Here is a 20,792-nt window from a genome sequence, read left to right as displayed (position 1 = left end):
CCCGCGCCTACCCTGCGACCGCTGATTTCGGTCCTAACCAGATGCCGACGGAAACCGTTCCATGCCGATTAAAAATATCCTCCTGCATATGGCGAATGATGATCGCCACAGTGAACGGCTCGACCTCGCGGTATCCCTGGCACGGCGTCATAACGCGCATCTGCACATCTGCTATTTCACCCTGCCGCAATCCATGCCGGCGGCGGTGACCGGACGTGGAGCGTCATACGCCTACATTGCCGAGGCAACCGCCATCGCGCGGGAAAAGGCAGAGGCCCTGCGCCATGAGGTTGAGACCAAATGTACCAAGCTGGATTGGTCCTTAGAAACACTTGAAGAGGATCATGTGGATGCCATGGCACGGCGAACCTATCTCGCCGACCTCGCCATAGTCAGTCAAAGCAACAATGCCGCCCATTCCGACCGCATCACACTGCACCTGCCGGATGAGCTGTCGCTTGCTACCGCTTGCGGCGTGCTGGTGCTGCCTCATGATCCGTCGGTGCAGTTTGAAGACAAGCACATCATCGTTGCCTGGAAGCCGACGCGGGAGAGTAGCCGCGGCCTACGTGACAGCATCGGCCTCATGCGTGATGCAGAGCGGGTAACCGTTGTCTCCCTGTTCGCGCCAGATGATCGGGTGGTGGCAGAGGATGAGACCGGCCAAGTTGTTAGCTTCCTCAAGAACCATGGCATTGAGGCCCAGCCCCATCTGGTAGAGCCTAAGCGCGGCCAACCCTATGGTGAGATGCTGTTACAGACGGCGGCAGAGCTGAGCGCAGATGGCATCGTCATGGGGGCCTATAGCCACTCCCGCTTCCGTGAGCGGGTGCTGGGCGGTATGACACGCTACATGCTGCAGCACACCACCATCCCTCTGATCATGTCGCACTGATCCGCCCGTTCGGTTCAGGCTGATTCAGAGCAAAAGAAAAGGCCGCCAACGCGGTTCAATGCGCTGGTCGGCCTAATCCGTGAAAGGGCCTGGTCGGTCGGCCCTGTGAGCATTAGCCCTGGCGCAGGCGCCGAGCGGGCTAATCAATCACGCAACATTGGCGCGATAAGGTGATCAGAGGTTGCTCTTACACCCCGCTCCAACATCAAAACCGACCAAACCAAAACACTTAACACTCGACATCGGATCACCTCCTTCCGCTGTTGCAGCAAATAACGGCAAAAGGGTACGTGCGATTGGCTGTTTGGCCAAGCATCAATTGCCCCAAAGCAAAGGTGTCGCAGCCACGGCTAGCGAGCAGGATGTCAGAGGAAGAAGACGAGGGTCACGAGCCCGAATAGCGGCATCAGGAAGATCACTGACCAAACCATGTAGCCAAAGAAGCTAGGCATCTTTACCCCCCGCTCCTCAGCGATGGCACGTACCATGAAGTTCGGCGCATTACCGATATAGGTGACCGCCCCCATGAACACCGCACCGGCGGAGATCGCGAGTAGCGTCGCGGACTGTTCTGTCATCAGGTTTTGGGCATCACCACCGGCGGTGTTGAAAAACACCAAATAGGTCGGCGCATTATCGAGGAAGCTGGACAGAATCCCGGTAAGCCAGAAATAGGCGATGTTATTTGGCTGCCCATCCTGACTGACGGCAGAGACGATCACGCCGAGTGGCCCACTCTCCCCAGCCTTCAACATCGCAATCGCTGGAATAATAGTGATGAAGATACCGGCAAACAGCTTGCCAACCTCAACAATCGGGAACCAAGTGAAGGCGTTGTCTTTCCGGGTTTGCTTTGACGTCAGAACCAGAGACAGCAGCGCGATACCGATCAGCAGAACATCACGGGCCAAGTTCTGTAGCGGGACATCGGTGTAAAAAATCTCAAAGCTGATGCCGGGCTTCCAAATACCGCTCATCAGCACCGCGCCCACGATGGCGCCGATCAACAAGATATTTACCTTACCCTCAAGCCGCAGTTTCGGCAGCTTACCGCCTGGCTCATCCGGCTCTGGCGGGCCATTCGGTTCCCGCTTCACCATGATGGTGTCAAAGATGAAGAAGATCACCAGCAACAGGCTGGAGACCATCAGCATCGGCAAAAACATATGGGTGGTGGGCCAGAAGAATGAGACGCCCTTCAAAAACCCTAGGAACAGCGGTGGATCACCAAGTGGGGTTAGCGAGCCACCGATATTGGCAACCAGGAAGATGAAGAAGACGACCACATGGGCCTTATTCTCTCGCCACTCATTCGCCTTGATCAGCGGCCGGATCAGCAGCATCGCCGCACCGGTGGTTCCCATCCAACTGGCAATCGCGGTGCCGATAAACAGCATGCCGGTATTCACCAGCGGCGTGCCCCGCAAGGTGCCGACAACCCGGACACCACCGGCCACAACGAATAGCGCCCCCAGCAGGCATATAAACGGGATGTATTCCAGGCTCATCGTGTGGATCAGCTCATACAGCGCGAGCTCCCACCCAAACACGACGGCAAAGGGACCAAGGAATGCGATGGCCCAGAAGGCCGAGAGTTTGCCGAAATGGTGATGCCAGAAATTAGGCGCAACCAATGGGCAAATCGCAATCGACAATAGAATGCCAACAAACGGGATCGCCCAAAGCAATCCCAGATCACCACCATCTAGATGCGGGCCATGGCCACCAGCCTCAGCCGCCAGTGCGGGCCCCGTCATCATCAAGACGATCAAGAAACCTGGCACAGCCCATAGCAGCGCCAACAACCGGCCATGATCAAAGATGGATAAAGCAGTCCGCAAAACGGTTAAGCCCTAAAATCGCTTAGCTATGATGTGATCAATAATCTCAACGCCGAATGAATGGCGTTACCTGAAAATGCCCTTAAAGGAATAACCAAGGGGCCAAACCACGTCTAGCGAACAGGCCGGATACGGTTGAATATCCAGCAGATAGGCCGCAAAACAGCACGGCACTGATCGCATACAACCAATCACGGCGGCCATGGACCTCACCGGCCAATACGATATTCCAGCAGATCGCCAGACGGTTTGGCAGGCGCTGAATGATCCAGATATCCTGATGCAATGCATTCCCGGCTGTGAGCGCCTGGAATGGGTTGATGAGACAAGACTGGATGGCACAATCGCCGCCAAAATCGGCCCCCTGACCACCCGGTTTGAAGGACGCCTTACCCTCACCGACCTAAACCCTCCCGGGACTTACACACTAATCGCTGAAGGCCAAGGTGGCCTCGCTGGATTGGCCAAGGGATCGGTTGCCGTGACCCTAAATGAGGCAGGCAGCGGTACCCAGCTGTGCTACGCGGGCGGCGCCACTGTCGATGGAAAATTGGCCCAGCTGGGTGCGCGCCTATTGCAAGGTACGGCGGGCAAATATGCCGATCAGTTCTTCCAAACCTTTTCTGACCTAGTGGTGGCAAAGGCAGCTGAGGCTGAAGCGGCAGCGATGGAACCCGTTAAGCCAGATGCAAGTGATCAGTTGGTCCAACAGATCAAAGACCTAACCGATCGCGTTGATCGCTTAGAGAGCGCACTCGCAACACAGCCAAGGGGCCTCAACCCCTGGATTTGGTCTGGGACCCTGATCATCCTGGTTGCACTTCTAACCATGCTGTTTGGCATATTGTATTGAGCGGGCGGCCAGTTACCGGCAGACTTGTTCATTAGCAAGGGGTGCTAAATGGCCAGCTCAGATATCGACGATGTTCTTCTGACCGCCGACCAATGGGTCGCTAAGGGCCGCCAGGTTGCCTTAGTGACCATCATTGAGGCCTGGGACCAAGCCCCCCACCCCGCCGGCAGCCTGCTTGCCGTTGACGGTGATGGTGATGGTGAAACCATCGGCTCAATCAGTGAGGGGCTGATCGAAGAGCCGGTATTAGCCGAGGCATTGAAAACCATCGGGGATCAAGAGCCACGCCTGCTCAGCTTCCAAATCTCTGATGAGATGGCGGCCGAAAAGGGCTGCGAAACAGGCGGTGATATCCGCCTGTTTGTTGAACCGATTGAGGTGGAGGGATAGGCGAGATGAGACGTTCTCTGCTCAAAAATCTCCTTCAAGCCCGGCAGGCAAGCTTGCCAGTCGCCTTGGTGACCGACCTTAAAACCGGTCAGCAATCACTGGTTTATCCCATGCCCGACAAGCCGCCCCTCGCGGATGGTGAGTTGGGCTTTGAAGAGAATGTCTTGGTAAAGATTGGCGAGCTTATCAGCGGCAACACCGTCGACATTATCGAAGCGGCAGATACCGAGCTTTTTGTTCAGCCACACATCACGGCTGGATAGTTAGGTGACTAACCCTCGAGCCGCTCACAACGCGCAATCGCATCGTTAATGCCGGCAACGACAGAGCTCAAATCCAACCCCTTGGTATCAATCTGCGACCACTGATTTGGATCGTAACTGCTATAGGCGGATAGGCTGTCGCTGTTCTGGGCCTGCTCAGCAAGGCAGGCGACAATACGTTGTTGGGTGATCGGATCACGGGATGCGCCGCTTTCGAAGCTGCGGAACGCATCGAAAAGCATGGATTTGGTATCGGTCTGGTTCATGCCCAAATCACCAGCCAGTGCTGATTGATTAGGCTGACCAACCGCTGCAATGAACCCAGCAGCCACCAAAACCATCACACATGATCTAATCATCAAACTCCCCCTCACATAACGTCAGGTGACTGTACCAGAATTCAGCCCACCAGTTTGATGATGTTTTGATGTCAATCGGTTACCGCTTCCTGAATCTGCGGCGGATTAACGGGGGCATTGGCCTGGTTGAACTGGATCAGGAACTTCCGAAACTCCAGGCCCAATCTACCCCGCCCATCCATAATATGGTTCTCCCCCTCAAGAGAGATGAAGGTCTTGGGCTCAACCGCTGCATCAAACAGCTTACGGCCAAAGCGCTGCGGAATAATGCCATCCCTTGTGCCATGAAGGATCAGAAGCGGTGCACCAATATCGGCGATGAAAACCGTACTCTTGAACGTATCGCGCATCACCAGGCCGACCGGAAATACTGGAAACCGCCACTGTGCGATCTCGAGGGTGCTGGAATACGGCGCCTCCAGAATGACGGCGGCAACTGGCTTGCCATCCTTCGCCCTCTGGGCTGCAACCTGAACGGCCACACCTGAGCCCAAGGAAAGGCCGTGCAGTACAACTCGATCTGGTGAGATGCCCTTTGCTTCTAGAGCCTCAAGGGCGGATAGCCCGTCGACCACCAAATCCCGCTCGGTTGGTGAGCCCGGCGCGCCGCCATAACCCCGATACTCAGCCATGTACAACCCAGCACCATCGGCGGTGTTGGGCCGTACCTTATCGACGAAATAACTGAGATTGCCGGCATTGCCGTGGAAGAACAGAATAACCGGCATCGCATCGTTCTGCGGCGCGCGATACCAGGCCGGAATGGTTAGGCCATCATGGGATTGATAGCTGGTCGCCGTGAAATCAGACGGTGGCGCGGGCAGGTCCTGATCCGGAAAGTACATCAGGCTGCGCTGCGCCAGGGCCAAGAAACCCAGCAGCACCACATAGCTGATGGCGATAAGCCAAAGATATTCCATTAGTGTTTTCTTCTTTACCATTGGCTCAGTCTGCAGCGGCGTGGGATACGACCTTATCAATCAAGCCTGATGATGGCTGATCGGGCCAGACCAATCTGTGAAGCGTCACTCATTCCCAACTTAACGTGATGGGCGCCCCCTCACATCTTTCAATGCGTTTATGACCCCAACACGCCTATTCACCGACCCAAGCTATAAGCCGTGGCATGCCCGGATCTGGCAGCTATCCGCGCCGATCATGCTGTCGAACACTTCGACGCCGCTTTTAGGGATGGTCGATACAGCTGTGGTTGGCCATTTGGACAGCCCACATTACCTGGGTGCGGTTGCCCTTGGGGCGATGATCTTTTCCATGCTGTTTTGGGGCTTTGGCTTCTTACGCATGGGAACAACGGGCCTTGCCGCCCAGTCCCGTGGCGCCGGTGACCATGACGAGGTCCGGGCCCATCTTGCCAGGGCTTTAATGCTGGCAATGGTGATCGGCATCAGCCTGATCCTCCTTCAAACGCCACTCTCTTGGGTTGCCTTCACACTCACCGACAGTAGCGATGCCGTCACGGCAGAGGGCCGCGCGTATTTCGCGGCTCGCATCTGGGGGGCACCGGCCACGTTGGCCAATTACTGCCTTATGGGTTGGTTCCTAGCTGTTAATCGAACCAGCTACATCCTGGCGCTACAGCTAACCCTGAACGGCCTTAACATCATCTTTGACCTAGTATTCGTTGTTGGCCTCGGCATGACAGCAGACGGTGTGGGGTATGCCAGTGTAATTGCGGAATGCTGCGCCCTGGCGATAGGCATCATCCTGGTACTGCGGCTGCTTAAGCAAGAACCCGGCAAGCTAGATCGCTTCGCAATTTTTGATCGCCTTGCCTTACGGCGTCTTTTCGTGGTGAACGCCGACTTGATGATCAGGACGCTGTGCCTGCAAATCGGGTTTCTCTGGTTTATGTCCCAGGGCGGTCGGATTGATGACACCACACTGGCCGGCAATGCCGTGTTGCTGCAGTTTCAAAGCTTCACGGCCTTTGTTTTAGATAGCTTCGCCCACACCGCAGAGAGCTTAGCCGGTCAAGCCAAGGGGGAGCGGGATCGACGGCGATTTGATGCTGCCACGGTTGTCTCGAGCTTCTGGGCTCTCGTGAGCAGCATTGCGTTTGCACTCGCCTACCTTTTCACTGGAGAGGGCATCATTTACCTGCTGACAGATATCGAAGATGTGCGCAGCTTCGCTCACAGCTTCATGATCTATGCCATTGTTTTGCCATTGATTTCCGTGGCCAGCTTCCAATTAGACGGTATCTTCATTGGCGTTACCGAAACGAGGATACTCCGGAACGCCATGATCGTATCTTTGCTAGTCTTTTTAGCGGCTGGATACGCCTTGGTGCCAACGCTAGGCAATCACGGATTGTGGATCGCGTTCACGATCTTCATGTCCATGCGCGGGATAACGCTCGCCATCGCGTTCCCGAAACTACGGCAGAGTATTCCGGAAGCTGTTTAGCCTGGCCAGACTGGCTAGTTCAGCGTTGGGTCTGGCGTCGGTTGCTCTGGCGGTGCGGTCCAGACCACACCCGGCATATTCTCATTCACCGCAACCAGCTCGACATCCGCGCCGAACTCTTCACCGAAAACATCATCGATGTCATTGCCGCGGGTGATCTCAGCGGCACCGAGATAGACGAAGTCTAGAACATCGGGCAGCAAGGCATGGCCCAATGGCTGCAGATGTGGCTCGAGATACTTCACCAAATGCCCGTCACGCATCCAGTCGAGCAGGCGGACAATCTGACGTCCGAACCAGACCTGATCAGGCGTGTCAGTATTGGTATTTCCCAACTGATCCGCGAAATCACCAGGACCAGCATTTACAACGCCGATCCCCTCTTCTGCATTCAATTGGCGAACCCGCACCACAAACTCACCCACCGCAATGGTCAGGCACCGCAGGGCGTCAACCACCTGGGCGTCACCATCAGTGGCGCCAGGTTCAATCAGATCGGGTTGTTCAAGCGGATCAATATCGAGCGGGATGTGGCTCGGCGTGTTCCATGTACGGGCGAAGAAGCCCATCAACTCGTCAAAGGCAGCCTCAGCCCGGGCAGACCAGCATGGGCCGGTTTCAGCCACATGCTCCTCGTTCAGCACGATCTCCTCGCGCCGCCAGACATTCTCAGGGACCGCGATTACCCGCTTATCATCTGGGGTATTCTCATCCATCGCGCATACACCTCCTACCAATCACGGGCAGCAATAACGGTGCTCCATTTAAGTGGAACACATCGCAACCGTGCGGGTCCAATCCTTAACGCTCAAAGAAAATTTGCCAATTAACCGGCTGCTTGGCCGCCCTGTTGCGCCAAACCAAGGTCCGTTTCAGCGGATTCGTTTGCAGAATTCTGCGCTTCACGACCGTAAAGGCGTTGATAGATGCCGGGCAGGGCCAGCAATTCGCCATGGGTGCCCTTCTCGGCAATTTGCCCCTTCTCGACCACGTAAATGACATCCGAGTCGATAATTGTGGAGAGACGATGGGCGATCACAAGCGAGGTTCGTCCCTTCTGCAAACGCTCCAAAGCGGCCTGTACCAGCCGCTCTGAATCTGCGTCGAGGGAGGATGTGGCCTCATCCAAAAGTAGGATGGGTGCATTACGCAGCATGGCGCGTGCGATGGCGATCCGTTGGCGCTGGCCGCCAGAAAGCTTCAGGCCATGTTCGCCGACCCGGGTGTTGTAACCTTCAGGAAGGGCCATGATGAAGTCATGGGCCGCTGCATCTTTGGCTGCCGCCTCAATTTCTTCCTGGCTCGCCGACCATTTGCCATAGGCGNTGTTAGCGCGGATCGTATCGTCGAAGATTGAGATCTCTTGACTGACCAGGGCGATATTGGCGCGCAAGCTCTTAAGAGAGACGTCGCGGATATCCTCGCCATCCACCAGAACCCGCCCAACGGTGACGTCATAAAACCGCGGGATCAGGTTCAGGATGGTCGATTTACCAGCACCAGATGGGCCAACCAGGGCCGCTCGCTGCCCTGCGCCAACGGTTAGTGAGATACCGTTCAGCGCTGGCGCCTCCTCATCCCCATAATGGAAATGCACGCTGTCGAATTCGATGGTTGGCTTCTCAACCGCCAGCTGGCTCACCGTCTGGCCATCAACAACAGCCGGGCGGATGGCCAAGACCTCCAACACACGCTCAGCGGCACCAAGGCCCATTTGCAGCGTACCGTTCAGCTTGGCCAGCTTCTTCATCGGCTCATAAGCCATCAGGAATGCCGTGATGAAGGAGAATACCTCACCGGCCGTGCTGGCCCCATCAATCACCCGCATACCGCCATAGATGATGACGGTGACAATGGCGATGCCGCTCAAAATCTCACTAATCGGCGTGGCGAAGGCCGCCACCCGGAACCCGCGATGGGCGAGATCATAAAGGCGCGCAATCACCTGATTAAGCCGCGTCTCTTCATGCCCCTCCATCCCATAGGCCTTAACCTGGCGGATTGATTGGAAGGTTTGGTTCAACTGGGCAGAGAACTCACCCAACTCACTCTGGGTTTTGATCGAAACACTGCGCAGCCGCTTGCCCAGTTTGGCGACGAGGATGGCGCCCGCAGGCAGCACAACAAAACATACGGATGCCAAGTGCCAATCCTGCCAGAACATGACACCGACCAAGATGCCGAGGGTCAGGCTACCGCGAACAAAGCCGAGCAGACACTCAGCCATCGCGGTGCGCATGACGTTCACATCGGAAATCATGTTTGAGATTAGTTGCCCGGAACTGCGTGTCTGCAGATAGGCAAGATCGGCACGGATCAGGTGGCTCGCCAATTGCCGCTGAATATCGGCAACCACCCCCTGTCCCACACGGTTCATCAGAACGTTGTGGCAGTAGGTTGAGAGACCACGGATTACGAAGGCCGCCAGAACCGCCCCGGCCACCGGGTACAGCATGCTGCGATCACCGGCGGAGAACACATCATCGACGATGGGCTCCATCAGCTTCGCCATGGCGCCGGTCATAATGGCCGCCATGACCATAAACACCGCCGCCAAGCCCAAGGTTGGGAAATACGGCCGCATGTAAAGGTCCACCAGCCGTTTGACCAACGGCCAGCTGCGCCGCGACATCTCTTTGGAGTCGTCGGTTTTTGCGTCGGTCTGCGCTTCCGATGCCGGTTCGGCGTCGGGTTTCAGATCGGTGTTGGCTGGTTGGTCTGCTTGGCTCATGGGCGCTGGTCTAGCACGGGCATCATAGGTTTTCACCAGATCAATCTAACAAGCCTGCCACTCGGCAATCACTGGGCCATCACAGCAAGCTCATCTGCCGTTAAGCCTGTTTGTGATAAGCTTTCTCTTAAGTTCGAGAATAACGAACAGACTATTGGGACCGGAAACACCATAGAGGGAGGCCATCATATGGATGGCAGCAGTCACCAAAGCGGTATGCACCCGACCGAGAACGGCGGATATACCAGACCAAGGATTGGCCTAGCACTCGGCGCCGGTGTGGCCCGTGGTTGGTCGCATATAGGGGTTCTTCGCGCCCTCGCAAGACATGGCATTAAACCAGATGTAATCGCTGGCACCTCAATCGGTGCGGTGGTTGGCGGTGCCTATGCTGGCGGTAAGCTGGACCAGCTAGCCGACTGGGCCACAAGCGTTAACCGCCTGAAGATCCTTTCACATCTTGATCTACGTCTGGCCGGTGGCGGCCTCATCGGTGGCGATAAGCTGGCGACCGCCATGCGTGAAGAGCTGGGTGAGTTCATTATCGAAGAACTACCCATCCCCTTCTCTACCATTGCCGCCGATCTTGTCACAGGTCATGAGGTTTGGCTGCGGCGCGGTGATTTGGTCGAGGCAATTCGCGCCTCCATGTCGCTGCCCGGCATCTTCCATCCTGTTCTGCATCAGGGCCGCTGGTTGGTTGACGGCGCCATCGTGAACCCTGTTCCCGTTTCGGCATGTCGGGCATTGGGGGCGCAACTGGTCATCGCGGTTAATTTGAGTGGCGATCTGATTGGCCAGATCCGTTCAAATAACGGCCCGGTACCCCGGGTTGCCGGTTTTGACATGATCCCAGAACTTGAGCAATCAGCACCTAAGGCAAGCCTTGCAAGGTTACGGGATAAGCTTTGGAGCCCAATTACCCAGGCCCTGTTCAACCGGGCAAACCGCGATACGCCGAGCCTGTTTGGCTCAATGGTTGCTACCTTAAACGTGGTTCAGGATCGGATTACCCGATCTCGCCTGGCCGGTGACCCACCGGATGTCCAGATCTCGCCCAAGGTTGGCCATATTGGAATGATGGAATTCGACCGTGCGGAAGAGCTTATCCGATTAGGCGAGGCAGCGGTGGACACAGCCCTGTCGGACCTTGATGATGTGATGGCAGTTCATGGCATTCCAGGCGGCCTCGGCGGTCGCAGCTGGTTCTAAGAACAACGGACCAATACGTTGATTTTCAATCGCTTTCTGGCGACCACTCTGGGCGCCTTTAGTTTGCTTCTGTCCATACCGGCGCTAGCAGAGCAACCACCGAAACTGATCTTCCCTGTTGATTGCACTCTCAACGAGGATTGCTGGTTCATACAGCATCCCGATGTCGATCCCGGTGATGGTTTCAGGGATTACGGTGGTTTTACCCGCAGCTATAACGGCCATAATGGTGTTGATATCGGCATCAGCGATATCGCCGCCATCGATGAGGGGTTCCTGGTCCTGGCCCCAGCGGATGGTCGGGTACTGCGGGCCCGCGACGGTATGGTCGATGAGGCTGTGCGCACTAAGGAAGCACGAGATGCCATCTATGACCGGGCCTGTGGCAACGCGGTCGTTCTATCCCATGCCGGTGGTTTAGAGACCCAGATATGCCATATGCGCCAGGGCTCAGTGCTCGTGCAACCCGGCCAGATCGTGGAGGCTGGTGATCCAATCGGTGAGATTGGTATGTCCGGTCTCGCCGAGTTCCCGCATATTCAGCTCTCAACGCGGCTGAATGGGGTCCATGTCGATGCTGCGACGGGCAAGCCGCTTAAGCCTGAAGATGCAGATAAGGTTCCAAACCCAACGCCGCTATGGGGTGACGCTGAACTGACGGCATACGATCCCCTAGATATCGTGCAGATTGGTTTTGGTACCGCGGCCCTGACAGCGGATAAGGCATTGGATGGCCGCGCCCATGTGCGGGCTGCAGCCACTGACCCACCAGCGCTGGTTGTTTGGACCGTGATCTATGGCACCCAACCAGGTGACCGGCTGACCATGACCATACTAGACCCCGTGGGTGACAAGTTCTTCGACAATGAAATCGAGCTTGAGGAACAGAAGGTTCGTATCTTCCGCTTCTCCGGTCGACGTGTTCGTCAGCCACTGGACCCAGGCGTTTACACGGGCCGGATCACGATTGAGCGTGGCGAGGGCGAGACCGCGTTTCGTGAGACCAAGCAAACCACGATACGGATTGAGCCTGCTGGCTAAACCACCAGCCTTTGCATTCTGTGGGTTGGAACTGCCCCCACCTTGTTATAGAGCGCCTGCAATGCTGCCCCTGGATCTGGTTCGTTAAGTGCGCTCGCATGAATGCCGCCGGTGATGAAGAGGGTATCGAGCCCTGCCCTGCTGCCACCGGCAATGTCGTGATAGAGGGAGTCGCCAATCATAAGGGCCGGACCATCAACGCCCAGCATCTCTCGTGCTGCGGTGAAAGCATCTGGCTCTGGCTTTCCAAAGCGGATGACCTTGCCGCCAGCCTGCTCATACCAAGCGGCCAAGCGACCTGGCCCGACATTGTTCTTCGTACCTAGCAACGCATCGAAATCTGGGTTGGCGCATAAGACGGTCAGCTGCCGCTCCAAAGCTTGGGCCAGGACAGGCTCATACTCTTCCTGTGTCGCCTCCGCGGTCAGGCCAGCAATCAGTACCGCATCGGCATCGCCGACCGTATCCACCTGCTCCCATTCGGTATCTCGGATCAGCCTATTCTCACCTGGCTGGATGATCAGATAGAGACGTCGGCCAGCGATAGCAGGTAATGCCTCGGCTGGGTTACTGAGCGCCCGCCAGGTCAGTTCACCAGAGGTTAGAAGCTGCTTTCCCACCCAATCGGGAAAACCTAGCCGCGCCATACGTTCCGCGTTCAGCACCGCCCGCTTGCCAGAGTTAGACAGGATAACGAAGGGCTTACCGGCTGCCTGCAGATGCTCGAGCGCCTGTAACGCGCCTGGATATGGCGTCTGACCGTCATGCAGGACGCCCCATTGATCGATAACAAAACCATCGTAGCGATCAATAAGCGACGCTAGGCCATTGATTTTTGACATTTTTATCGTTTTTCAGCTTGGTTCAGCGAGTTTGTCGATCACTCATCAAAGATCGAGGCTTGCTGTACTGAGTCCTCAGGCGGGAATAACCCGACCAACATGCCGGGAAGCAGGATTTGCGGCAAGACCTCAGGCTCACGACTGCCACCCTGATAGGTGATGTAGAGCGGGAGGCCCAAGCGGCCAAACTGCTCAAGCAGTGCCGTTATCTCTGGATCGCGATTGGTCCAATCCGCTTTTAGGAACAGCACATCGGCATCAGCGAATGCCTTGCCAACATCCGGATGGCTTAGGGCGACCTGCTCATTCACCAGGCAGGTAATGCACCAGGCGGCAGTTACATCGATAAACACTGCCCGCCCACGATCCAGCGCTCGCTCTAGCCGCGCTGGGCTATACTTCTCGTAAGGCAGACCAGCATAGCTGCCGGAGGCTTCCGCACTGACATCCGGCAATTGATTGAGGCCAGCCAAACCGCCCAGTGGCAAAGCGATGGCCAGAACAGCCGCCGATGCCAGCCCTGCGAGACGATGCTGACCCGATAACTGTCGGGCCAACCAAACACCAAAGCCAATCGACAGCAGCGCGCCCAGCACCACGGCAACGCCGACAGCGCCACGTTGCTGTGCCACCACAAAGACCAGCCAGATGCTGGTGGCGAACAGCGGAAACGCCATGAACTGCTGTAACGTCCCCATCCAAGGGCCCGGACGAGGCAGCACCCGTAAGTGTGAGGATAGATGGCTCAACAACAGCAGTGGCAACGCCATCCCGAAGCCTAAGGCCGCAAAGATCGCGAGTGATGCCCCCATCGGCAACAGGAGTGCTGCACCAATCGCAGTGGCCATAAATGGTGCCGTGCAGGGTGATGCTGCGATAACGGCCAACACACCCGTCGTGAAGGATCCAACGCCGTCCTGACGGCGGGCAATGCCATCACCCACACCAACCAGAAGCTGCGGCATGTGAAAGACGCCGAGCATGGCGAGCGCTAGCGCGAAGAACACACAAGCCAAGGCGCCGATCAGCAACGGGCTTTGCAGTTGGAAGCCCCAACCAATGGCGGCACCGCTGGCCCGCAGGCCCAACATTGCCCCAGCCAGTAACAACATCGCCGCCATGACACCGGCACTATAGAGCCAAGCCTGCCGCCGCTGCTCTGACTTGATAGCGTCGGCATCATCGCTACCCGCGCCTTCCATCCGGCGGACCATGGCCATCAGCTTCAGCGACAGCACCGGAAACACACAGGGCATTAGGTTTAGAAGCAACCCACCGATAAGAGCCAGGCCGAGCAGTGCTATCAGCGAATGGTCTGGCAATGCGGGGCCACTGCCCTGATCAACCTCACCACCCAAAGCCTGCCAACGATCCAGCAACGCGTTGGCCGCAGTGCCATCGACGGTCACATCGGTTGCAAAGCTAAAGCCAAGGGTGATCGGCTCGCCCCCGGTCTCATCACGGGCGGTGACCAATGCCTCCAACCGGGTCGGCACCTCATCCCGAAGGACCTGGCGCGGCAGCTTGATCAAAAGCTCATTCGCATCCGGATCGAACACCACTGGCTGCGCCATGCTGTGATCAACCAAATCATCAGCCTTGGCGAAGACATACCAATCTTCTAGCCTCTCAAACCCATCAACAAAGGATGGAATGGCGACAATCAGATCGGCCTCAGAGGTGGGCTCAACCAGTGCGGCACTAGCGGTGGTTGGCAGTGCTTGCGGTAGCCGGGCCCGCGCCTCGGCAAAGATTGGCGCTGTGGCTGGGTTGTTACCAACCGCCCCAGCCTTCCCGACGATGGCCAGCGAAAGATCCGCAATAGCTGGAATGCAAATCTCAGCGCAGACGAGATACTCAGCCTGCCCAGCGATGTAGTAGAGCCCACCATCCTCAACGTTTTCCGGCACCGACGTAGGCATCAGGAAGCTGACCTGGTCCTCAAACCCGTAATTGATGATCGGGCCGAACGTTTGGCGGTCGGGGATAGGATAAACCGGCTCCCCAATCTCAAAACCGGGGGGCAGCACCCAATTGAATTTCAATGGCAGGCCGGAATCGCCTGGGTTCTCCCAATAGGTATGCCAGCCTGGGGCAAGTTCGACGGTAAAGGCCAGCCAGGTGGTGCTACCCGGCTCAAGCCCGCTGGTTTCAGCGACCAAATCGGTCACCGCCGGGACTTCATCAATATAGCCGGTGCTTGGTGCCTGAGCCGTGGCCGAGGCTGGCATCAGGACGGCGAGCATCAGCAGCGTGCCGATGGCAAGGCCCACACCACGCATTGATCTAGCTATCTGATTGATACTTCCCGACAATCTCATCAATCCGTTCCAGCAGGGCGGCCACACCGCCAGCTGATAAAATCGCACCGAAATCAGCCCGGCGCCTAGACAGCTCACTATACTGATCATCGATGATCACATCGACGATGCGCCAACCTGTCTCCGCCTGCCTCATGACGTAAGAGAATTTCACGTCATCTTGTTGTTTTAATTCAAGAAAGCTTGATACCAGCTTGGTTCTGCGCGGGCCATCTGCAACCTCGCTCACGGAAAAGTGCAGATCCTGCCCCCCTGGCTCACCGCCAAAGCGGGCGGCATAGGCGGCAATACTCATCCGCTCAAACCCGTCGATCAGCGCCGCCTGATCATCCTCGGAAAGATCTGACCAAGCACCGCTGCCAACAACCAGGCGGGTCATGAGTGGGAGGTTATAAGCCTCAGTTACCACCGGCTCCAACTGGTCGAACCGCTGCTCATAGGTGAGATCGAGGCCAGCAGCCGCGATCTCAGCCAGTGTAGCATTCAACAAATCAACCGGTGCTGCTGGATCCACATCAACGGTCTGCTCCTCCGCCGACCCGGTGAAGGGAACCAGCAGGGCAAAAAACACCCCGATGCAGGCAAGCGCCCGACGAAGGCGGATCATAAGCGGTCCCAGTTGGTCAGAATCAAAAGTTGTCACAGAGTTGCCTCGTCCCACCATATGCGGTGGCGTCCCAACGCTTGCAAGTTGCCAGCCACAGCGCCAGGGCCTATCACCGCCCTACTCTAACGGGTTCGGGCGCGACCTGCCCGCCAATCGCATCGTCAGTCTACCCCCATGTTGACACCATTGGATGACCAATCACCAGACGGAGCGGGCCTCGGCCTGGTTGATCGTTGTGGGGCGTTGATCGGGCGCATCACGGCGATGGCGGTTCACCATGCCTGGCTAACCTTGGCAATTGGCATACTGCTCACCCTCGCCGCTGGATACCTAGCCGCAACAAGGCTTGCGGTTGATACCGACACCAGCGCCATGATCGATGAGCGGGAAACCTTTAGGCAGCACTACAACCGCTATATCGCTGAATTTGAGGACCTACGCGGTGCCATCCTTATCGTGGTCTCCGCAGAAACCGCCGAGGTGGCGGATTTCCAGGCAAAGCGGCTCTCTGAACGCCTGACCAGCAGGCCAACCAGTTTTCGGGATGTGGCCTACCTGCCCGGTCTCAACTATTTCCGAGACAACGCGCTGCTGTTCATCCCGCCGGAACTGCGGGAACAGGTGATCACAGAACTCGCATCCGCCCAGCCCCTGATTGCGAGTTTGGCGCGCCAACCAGTGCCTACAGCCCTTGCCGAACTAACCAAAGATACCTTGGACGCGATCCAGCGTGGCGACGCCACTATGGCTGATCTGGCCAAGCTCGACCCGATCTTTGAGGCCCTAGCCGCAACAATTGAGGGACACACAACCGGCACGCCGCAATATCTGTCCTGGCGGTCAATTCTAAGCGCTGGACACATGACCGCCGCTCGCGAGGAGCACCTCGCTGTCATCAGCCTTTTCCCAGTTTTGGAGCCGGGCGCCTTGCTGCCGGCTGAACGGGCGGTGACTGAAATCCGCCAGATTGTAGAGGAGCTAGAGATTGGGCCAGGTGCCGGTGCCTTAGCGGCGACGGTTAGCCTGACCGGTGAGCCCGTCCTGGCGCTGGAAGAGATGGAAACCGTGGTGATCGGCGCCGGCCGGGCGGGCGTCATCTCCCTTGTCCTCGTCGCCTTGATCCTGGGCTTTGGCCTTCGGTCCCTGACCCTGATCGCATCGGTACTGTTCACGCTGGTGACCGGTCTGGTCATGACGGCAGGTCTGGCGGCAGTTGTGGTCGGTAGCCTCAACCTCATCTCTGTCGCCTTTGCGGTTCTATTTGTTGGGCTGGCCGTCGATTTCGGCATCCATTACAGCCTTCGATATCGTGAGGCTTTGGCCCATGCGGAGTATCAGGAAGACGCGCTGATCCATGCTGGCGGTCGATTGGGTGTCGGCATACCGCTTAGCCTTTGCATGCTTTGCACAATCATTGGTTTCCTCTCATTCCTGCCCACCAGCTATCGCGGCCTTGCTGAGTTAGGACAGATCGCGGCGCTTGGCATGGGTGTCGCGTTCATAGGAACAATCACCCTACTGCCCGCCCTACTCAGCCTCTTCCCAGCCCCATCGGCGATTGAGATTGGGAGTACGAGCAGCAATCAAGGGGAGCCGTGGTTTGAGAAACAGGCCGGCAAGATTGTAGCCGCCTGTCTGGTGCTAACACTGGTGGCCTTACCCGTAGCTGTGCTGATCAGCTTTGATGTAAACCCGCTTAACCTCCGTGACCCCGAGAGCCAGTCGGTTGAGACATTCAACCGCTTGGCGGCCGATCCGCTGCTTACCCCCTACCGTGCACAGCTGATTGCTGAGAGCCCAGAGGCGATTGGCGAGTTTGCCGATGATGCTGCACAATCTGATGAAATCGGTATTGTTATCAGCGCCTTAAGCTTCATTCCTGAACAGCAAGATACCGCCCTAGATGCGCTATTTGATCTGGGCTTCCTGTTGGGGCCCAGCTTGGATGGGATCAGCGAGGCTGGCCCGCTCATCACCACCACTTCGATGCGTGAGGGTCTGCTGGCGTTATCAAGCAACCTCAACGCGATCCCACGGCCAATGCCCGGGATTGATCGCTTAATGGCCGCATTGGAGGCAGCAAGACCAGCATCCATTGGTAGCGATGAGCTGCTGGCCTTACATGACCTAATGGCTCGCTTCCTCTACCCGCAGCTAACGGCGATTGGCGCCTCACTGGATGCAAATCCGATAACCCTAGACGATCTACCAGCTGAGATTTTGAGAGATTGGCGCGGTAAAGAAGGCGGTTACCGGGTGGATGTTCTGCCAGCGACGCCAATCGCCTCAAACACCGATATCCGCGCCTTTGCTGAGGCTGTCGCCGCGATTGAGCCAGAGGCGACCGGCACCCCCGCAATCATTACAGCAGCCTCCGATGCCATTGCTGGCGCCTTTGTTCAGGCAACCCTAATCACCCTTGCGCTCATAACGCTCGTGCTGGTTGTTGTGCTACGCAGCCTGACCTCAGTGACGCTGGCACTGTTGCCCTTGGTGCAGGCGGCGGTTCTGGCCATTGCGGTTGCAGCCCTGGCTGGTCAGGCCCTCAACTTCGCCAACATCATCGCCCTGCCCCTGCTCTTCGCCCTTGGTGTTTGCAGCTGCATCCACATGGTCTGGCGGCAAAAGCAGGCCCAGGATGATCTGAGTTTCACGTCAGTTCAGCAAACCACAACTCCCCGGGCGATTACGCTGAGTGCCATCACAACGGTCGCCTCCTTCGGCACGTTGGCAACATCACCCCATCCGGGCACCGCCAGCATGGGATTGCTACTGACCCTGTCGATTGCGGCGACCCTGTTCACGACGCTGATCTTCTTACCCGCCGCCATGGCCTGGCTGGCCAAGCGTAAGCAACAGCAAAGCATTGATGCGGCCCTGGCCCGGCATATTGGCAAGCAGAGAAAGGGCACTGCAAAGAACGAGGATCCACAGCCATGACAACATTGGTCACCGGTGCCACTGGTTTCGTTGGCGCGGCTGTGCTTCGGGCCCTCATTGCCCGTGGCGACCAGGTTCGGGTCCTGCGGCGCGCTGAGAGCCCATCAGCCAATCTGGCTGGGCTGGAAGTTGAGACGGCGATTGGCGATCTCAATGACCCTGATAGCCTGAAGCAGGCGATCACAGGATGCTCTGACTTATTCCATGTCGCCGCAGACTATCGGTTATGGGCCCGCAACCCCTCGACCTTGTACCGAACCAATGTGGATGGGACCGAGGCCCTAATGCGCGCCGCCATGGCCGTCGGCGTCGGCCGCATCGTCTATACCAGCAGCGTTGCAACCCTTGGCAATCCTGGCGATGGCCGCCCCGGTGATGAAGAGACACCGGTTACTGAGGCGGATATGACCGGCGACTACAAACGCTCAAAGTTTCTGGCGGAACAGGTTGTCCGCGCCATGGTGGCAGAGGATGGCCTGCCAGCCGTCATCGTTAACCCCTCCACCCCCATTGGGCCGCGAGACATCAAACCAACACCAACGGGTAAGATGGTGCTGGATGCGGCTGCTGGACGGATGCCAGCCTATGTCGATACCGGGTTGAACGTCGTTCATGTTGAGGATGTGGCTGCTGGTCACCTTCTCGCCCATGAGAAGGGAGAGATTGGTCGACACTATGTGCTGGGCGGCACCGATATGGGCTTGGGCGATATCTTCGCTGCCATTGCCGAACTGACAGGACGGCCCGCACCGAAGTTCTGCCTGCCCATCGGACCTTTGATGCCGGTTGCGGCGATGATGGAAATGATCGCCAAGCTACCCGGCGGGCCAGAACCGATGATGACCCGCGACAGCCTGAAAATGGCACGAAAGAAGATGTTCTTCTCAAGCGCGCGCGCAGCGCGTGAGCTGGGCTATCAGCCCCGCCCGGCCATTGATGCATTTAAGGATGCGATTGCCTGGTTTCAGGAAACCGGGCGTCTTAGCGCCTGATTAGCTGCGGCGCTCAACGACGAAGCGGGCAATCTCGCGCATCATATCGGCGCTGCCCTCAAACCGGCCCAGGTGCTGGATCGCCTGCTCGCTCAACAGTGTTGCTTGCGACCGGGCACGTTCAGCCCCCAGGATTGAGACGAAGGTTGCCTTACCGGCATCCTCATCACGACCGGTTGGCTTACCAACCGTTTCCGCATCACCCTCAATATCCAGCAGATCATCGGCAATCTGGAACGCCAACCCAAGATCATGGGCATAGGCATGGAGCGCATGACGATCCTGCGCCGAGGCACGACCGAGGATGGCACCAGCCTGACAGGCAAAGGCAATCAGATCGCCGGTTTTCATCCGCTGCAGACGGGTGATTTGGCCCAGATCGAGTTCCTGGGTTTCTGCGATCAGGTCGAGCATTTGGCCGCCGACCATGCCACGGGCACCGGAGGCCTTCGCCAACTCGCTGACCAACGTACAACGCACATTTGGATCGGCATGGGTGGCCGGATCGGACAATACCTCAAAGGCTAGGGTCAGCAGCGCATCACCGGCGAGGATCGCGGTCGCATCGTCAAACGCCTTGTGCACCGCTGGCTTACCACGGCGGGTGTCGGCGTCATCCATGGCCGGTAGGTCATCATGGACCAATGAGTAGCTGTGGATCATCTCAACTGCGCAGGCGACGCGAAGCGCACATTCGCGGTCAACGGCAAACAGCTCGGCGCTGCTCATCACCAAAAACGGGCGTAGGCGCTTACCGCCTTCGAGTGTGCCGTGATTGATGGCGGCCATCAGCCGCTGCTCGGGCGCATCGGTTGCGGGCAGCAAGTCGCCCAGACGCTCTTCCACCTGCTCAGCGGCGACGGTCATCGCCTGATGGAGGTCTTTGAACCCTGAGATGGAGACGAGATTCGGCGCCATGGAAGCCCCATTACCTGTTGATGTTATTGACTAAATGACAGATATCGCCAACCAGAACTGCGGATATCCTCCGCTTGCGGCTGGAATATGTGGCGCCCCCAGGAAACCGAGGGCTCGGCGGTGTATGAGGGGTAGCTGTTTCCCTGTCAACTGAACCGGG

At 57.5% G+C, this 20,792-nt stretch carries 18 protein-coding genes; 9 read left to right on the top strand and 9 right to left on the bottom strand.

All coding sequences use genetic code 11. The annotated features are described in order from the left end of the window. The first annotated feature begins 61 nt into the window (after positions 1-61). Positions 62-895, top strand: a complete 834-nt coding sequence (locus tag KI792_05450) for a universal stress protein (GenBank protein ID MBV6632467.1) — start codon at positions 62-64, stop codon at positions 893-895. A 365-nt stretch (positions 896-1,260) separates the two neighbouring features. Here the strand turns inward: KI792_05450 and KI792_05445 are convergent, their stop codons facing one another. Further along, positions 1,261-2,655 carry a sodium:proton antiporter gene (locus KI792_05445; GenBank protein ID MBV6632466.1) on the bottom strand — a complete coding sequence of 465 codons (1,395 nt, stop codon included), beginning with the start codon at positions 2,653-2,655 and terminating at the stop codon, positions 1,261-1,263. 283 nt (positions 2,656-2,938) lie between these two features. On the opposite strand from KI792_05445, the gene KI792_05440 reads away from it, so the two are divergent. Genes KI792_05440 through KI792_05430 form a run of 3 tightly spaced genes read left to right on the top strand, consistent with a single transcriptional unit; the run spans position 2,939 to position 4,242 of the window. Then, on the top strand, positions 2,939-3,589 hold the full coding sequence (locus KI792_05440) for a carbon monoxide dehydrogenase subunit G (protein MBV6632465.1): 651 nt from the start codon (positions 2,939-2,941) through the stop codon (positions 3,587-3,589). A 48-nt stretch (positions 3,590-3,637) separates the two neighbouring features. Further along, the gene (locus KI792_05435; protein MBV6632464.1) at positions 3,638-3,979 is read left to right on the top strand and encodes an XdhC family protein; all 342 of its coding nucleotides are present in this window, start codon (positions 3,638-3,640) and stop codon (positions 3,977-3,979) included. Between the two features lie 5 nt (positions 3,980-3,984). After that, positions 3,985-4,242 carry a hypothetical protein gene (locus tag KI792_05430; GenBank protein MBV6632463.1) on the top strand — a complete coding sequence of 86 codons (258 nt, stop codon included), beginning with the start codon at positions 3,985-3,987 and terminating at the stop codon, positions 4,240-4,242. An 8-nt stretch (positions 4,243-4,250) separates the two neighbouring features. Here KI792_05430 and KI792_05425 read toward each other — a convergent pair whose 3' ends face one another. Together KI792_05425 and KI792_05420 are read right to left on the bottom strand one after the other, a co-directional pair. Further along, positions 4,251-4,601: a hypothetical protein gene (locus tag KI792_05425; GenBank protein MBV6632462.1), complete on the bottom strand. Its 351-nt coding sequence runs from the start codon at positions 4,599-4,601 to the stop codon at positions 4,251-4,253. A gap of 71 nt (positions 4,602-4,672) precedes the next feature. Continuing rightward, positions 4,673-5,521: an alpha/beta hydrolase gene (locus tag KI792_05420; protein MBV6632461.1), complete on the bottom strand. Its 849-nt coding sequence runs from the start codon at positions 5,519-5,521 to the stop codon at positions 4,673-4,675. A gap of 160 nt (positions 5,522-5,681) precedes the next feature. Between KI792_05420 and KI792_05415 the strand changes: the two genes are divergently transcribed. Next, a complete protein-coding gene (locus KI792_05415; GenBank protein ID MBV6632460.1) occupies positions 5,682-7,028 on the top strand; it encodes an MATE family efflux transporter in 1,347 nt (448 codons plus the stop codon). Between the two features lie 14 nt (positions 7,029-7,042). On the opposite strand, the gene KI792_05410 is transcribed toward KI792_05415, so the two are convergent. Both KI792_05410 and KI792_05405 read right to left on the bottom strand, forming a co-directional pair. After that, positions 7,043-7,744, bottom strand: coding sequence for a hypothetical protein (locus tag KI792_05410; GenBank protein MBV6632459.1), 702 nt, complete (start codon positions 7,742-7,744; stop codon positions 7,043-7,045). 110 nt (positions 7,745-7,854) lie between these two features. Beyond that, positions 7,855-9,660 carry an ABC transporter ATP-binding protein gene (locus KI792_05405; GenBank protein MBV6632458.1) on the bottom strand — a complete coding sequence of 602 codons (1,806 nt, stop codon included), beginning with the start codon at positions 9,658-9,660 and terminating at the stop codon, positions 7,855-7,857. A 315-nt stretch (positions 9,661-9,975) separates the two neighbouring features. Between KI792_05405 and KI792_05400 the strand changes: the two genes are divergently transcribed. Beyond that, positions 9,976-10,971: a patatin-like phospholipase family protein gene (locus KI792_05400; GenBank protein ID MBV6632457.1), complete on the top strand. Its 996-nt coding sequence runs from the start codon at positions 9,976-9,978 to the stop codon at positions 10,969-10,971. Positions 10,972-10,989: 18 nt separating this feature from the next. Further along, positions 10,990-12,012 (top strand): M23 family metallopeptidase, encoded by a 1,023-nt coding sequence (locus KI792_05395; protein ID MBV6632456.1) that lies wholly within the window; start codon positions 10,990-10,992, stop codon positions 12,010-12,012. Here KI792_05395 and KI792_05390 read toward each other — a convergent pair. The 3 genes from KI792_05390 to KI792_05380 are packed head-to-tail and all read right to left on the bottom strand — an operon-like array spanning position 12,009 to position 15,782. Beyond that, the gene (locus tag KI792_05390; GenBank protein MBV6632455.1) at positions 12,009-12,854 is read right to left on the bottom strand and encodes a TIGR01459 family HAD-type hydrolase; all 846 of its coding nucleotides are present in this window, start codon (positions 12,852-12,854) and stop codon (positions 12,009-12,011) included. The two genes, KI792_05395 and KI792_05390, sit on opposite strands and share 4 nt — an antisense overlap. Positions 12,855-12,892: 38 nt before the next feature. Then, positions 12,893-15,136, bottom strand: coding sequence for a thioredoxin family protein (locus tag KI792_05385; protein ID MBV6632454.1), 2,244 nt, complete (start codon positions 15,134-15,136; stop codon positions 12,893-12,895). Between the two features lie 4 nt (positions 15,137-15,140). Then, on the bottom strand, positions 15,141-15,782 hold the full coding sequence (locus tag KI792_05380; protein MBV6632453.1) for an ABC transporter substrate-binding protein: 642 nt from the start codon (positions 15,780-15,782) through the stop codon (positions 15,141-15,143). A gap of 174 nt (positions 15,783-15,956) precedes the next feature. Between KI792_05380 and KI792_05375 the strand changes: the two genes are divergently transcribed. Then, positions 15,957-18,722 (top strand): MMPL family transporter, encoded by a 2,766-nt coding sequence (locus KI792_05375; GenBank protein ID MBV6632452.1) that lies wholly within the window; start codon positions 15,957-15,959, stop codon positions 18,720-18,722. After that, the gene (locus tag KI792_05370) at positions 18,719-19,714 is read left to right on the top strand and encodes an NAD-dependent epimerase/dehydratase family protein (protein ID MBV6632451.1); all 996 of its coding nucleotides are present in this window, start codon (positions 18,719-18,721) and stop codon (positions 19,712-19,714) included. The genes KI792_05375 and KI792_05370 overlap by 4 nt, the downstream gene beginning before the upstream one ends. Here the strand turns inward: KI792_05370 and KI792_05365 are convergent, their stop codons facing one another. Then, positions 19,715-20,581 carry a polyprenyl synthetase family protein gene (locus tag KI792_05365; GenBank protein ID MBV6632450.1) on the bottom strand — a complete coding sequence of 289 codons (867 nt, stop codon included), beginning with the start codon at positions 20,579-20,581 and terminating at the stop codon, positions 19,715-19,717. Between the last annotated feature and the right edge of the window lie 211 nt (positions 20,582-20,792).

It is taken from the genome of Alphaproteobacteria bacterium SS10 (assembly GCA_019192455.1).
Taxonomy (GTDB): domain Bacteria; phylum Pseudomonadota; class Alphaproteobacteria; order TMED2; family TMED2; genus TMED2.
The sequence above is the reverse complement of the archived record's forward strand: the minus strand, read 5'-3'. Positions and strand labels throughout refer to the sequence as shown.

What these genes read in the sequence shown, in the direction of transcription:
- KI792_05450 (MBV6632467.1), top strand. Translation starts at nt 62, where the DNA reads ATGCCGATTAAAAATATCCTCCTGCATATGGCGAATGATGATCGCCAC.
- KI792_05445 (MBV6632466.1), bottom strand. Translation starts at nt 2,655, where the DNA reads ATGATGACGGGGCCCGCACTGGCGGCTGAGGCTGGTGGCCATGGCCCG.
- KI792_05440 (MBV6632465.1), top strand. Translation starts at nt 2,939, where the DNA reads ATGGACCTCACCGGCCAATACGATATTCCAGCAGATCGCCAGACGGTT.
- KI792_05435 (MBV6632464.1), top strand. Translation starts at nt 3,638, where the DNA reads ATGGCCAGCTCAGATATCGACGATGTTCTTCTGACCGCCGACCAATGG.
- KI792_05430 (MBV6632463.1), top strand. Translation starts at nt 3,985, where the DNA reads ATGAGACGTTCTCTGCTCAAAAATCTCCTTCAAGCCCGGCAGGCAAGC.
- KI792_05425 (MBV6632462.1), bottom strand. Translation starts at nt 4,601, where the DNA reads ATGATTAGATCATGTGTGATGGTTTTGGTGGCTGCTGGGTTCATTGCA.
- KI792_05420 (MBV6632461.1), bottom strand. Translation starts at nt 5,521, where the DNA reads ATGGAATATCTTTGGCTTATCGCCATCAGCTATGTGGTGCTGCTGGGT.
- KI792_05415 (MBV6632460.1), top strand. Translation starts at nt 5,682, where the DNA reads ATGACCCCAACACGCCTATTCACCGACCCAAGCTATAAGCCGTGGCAT.
- KI792_05410 (MBV6632459.1), bottom strand. Translation starts at nt 7,744, where the DNA reads ATGGATGAGAATACCCCAGATGATAAGCGGGTAATCGCGGTCCCTGAG.
- KI792_05400 (MBV6632457.1), top strand. Translation starts at nt 9,976, where the DNA reads ATGCACCCGACCGAGAACGGCGGATATACCAGACCAAGGATTGGCCTA.
- KI792_05390 (MBV6632455.1), bottom strand. Translation starts at nt 12,854, where the DNA reads ATGTCAAAAATCAATGGCCTAGCGTCGCTTATTGATCGCTACGATGGT.
- KI792_05385 (MBV6632454.1), bottom strand. Translation starts at nt 15,136, where the DNA reads ATGCGTGGTGTGGGCCTTGCCATCGGCACGCTGCTGATGCTCGCCGTC.
- KI792_05380 (MBV6632453.1), bottom strand. Translation starts at nt 15,782, where the DNA reads ATGATCCGCCTTCGTCGGGCGCTTGCCTGCATCGGGGTGTTTTTTGCC.
- KI792_05375 (MBV6632452.1), top strand. Translation starts at nt 15,957, where the DNA reads ATGTTGACACCATTGGATGACCAATCACCAGACGGAGCGGGCCTCGGC.
- KI792_05370 (MBV6632451.1), top strand. Translation starts at nt 18,719, where the DNA reads ATGACAACATTGGTCACCGGTGCCACTGGTTTCGTTGGCGCGGCTGTG.
- KI792_05365 (MBV6632450.1), bottom strand. Translation starts at nt 20,581, where the DNA reads ATGACCGTCGCCGCTGAGCAGGTGGAAGAGCGTCTGGGCGACTTGCTG.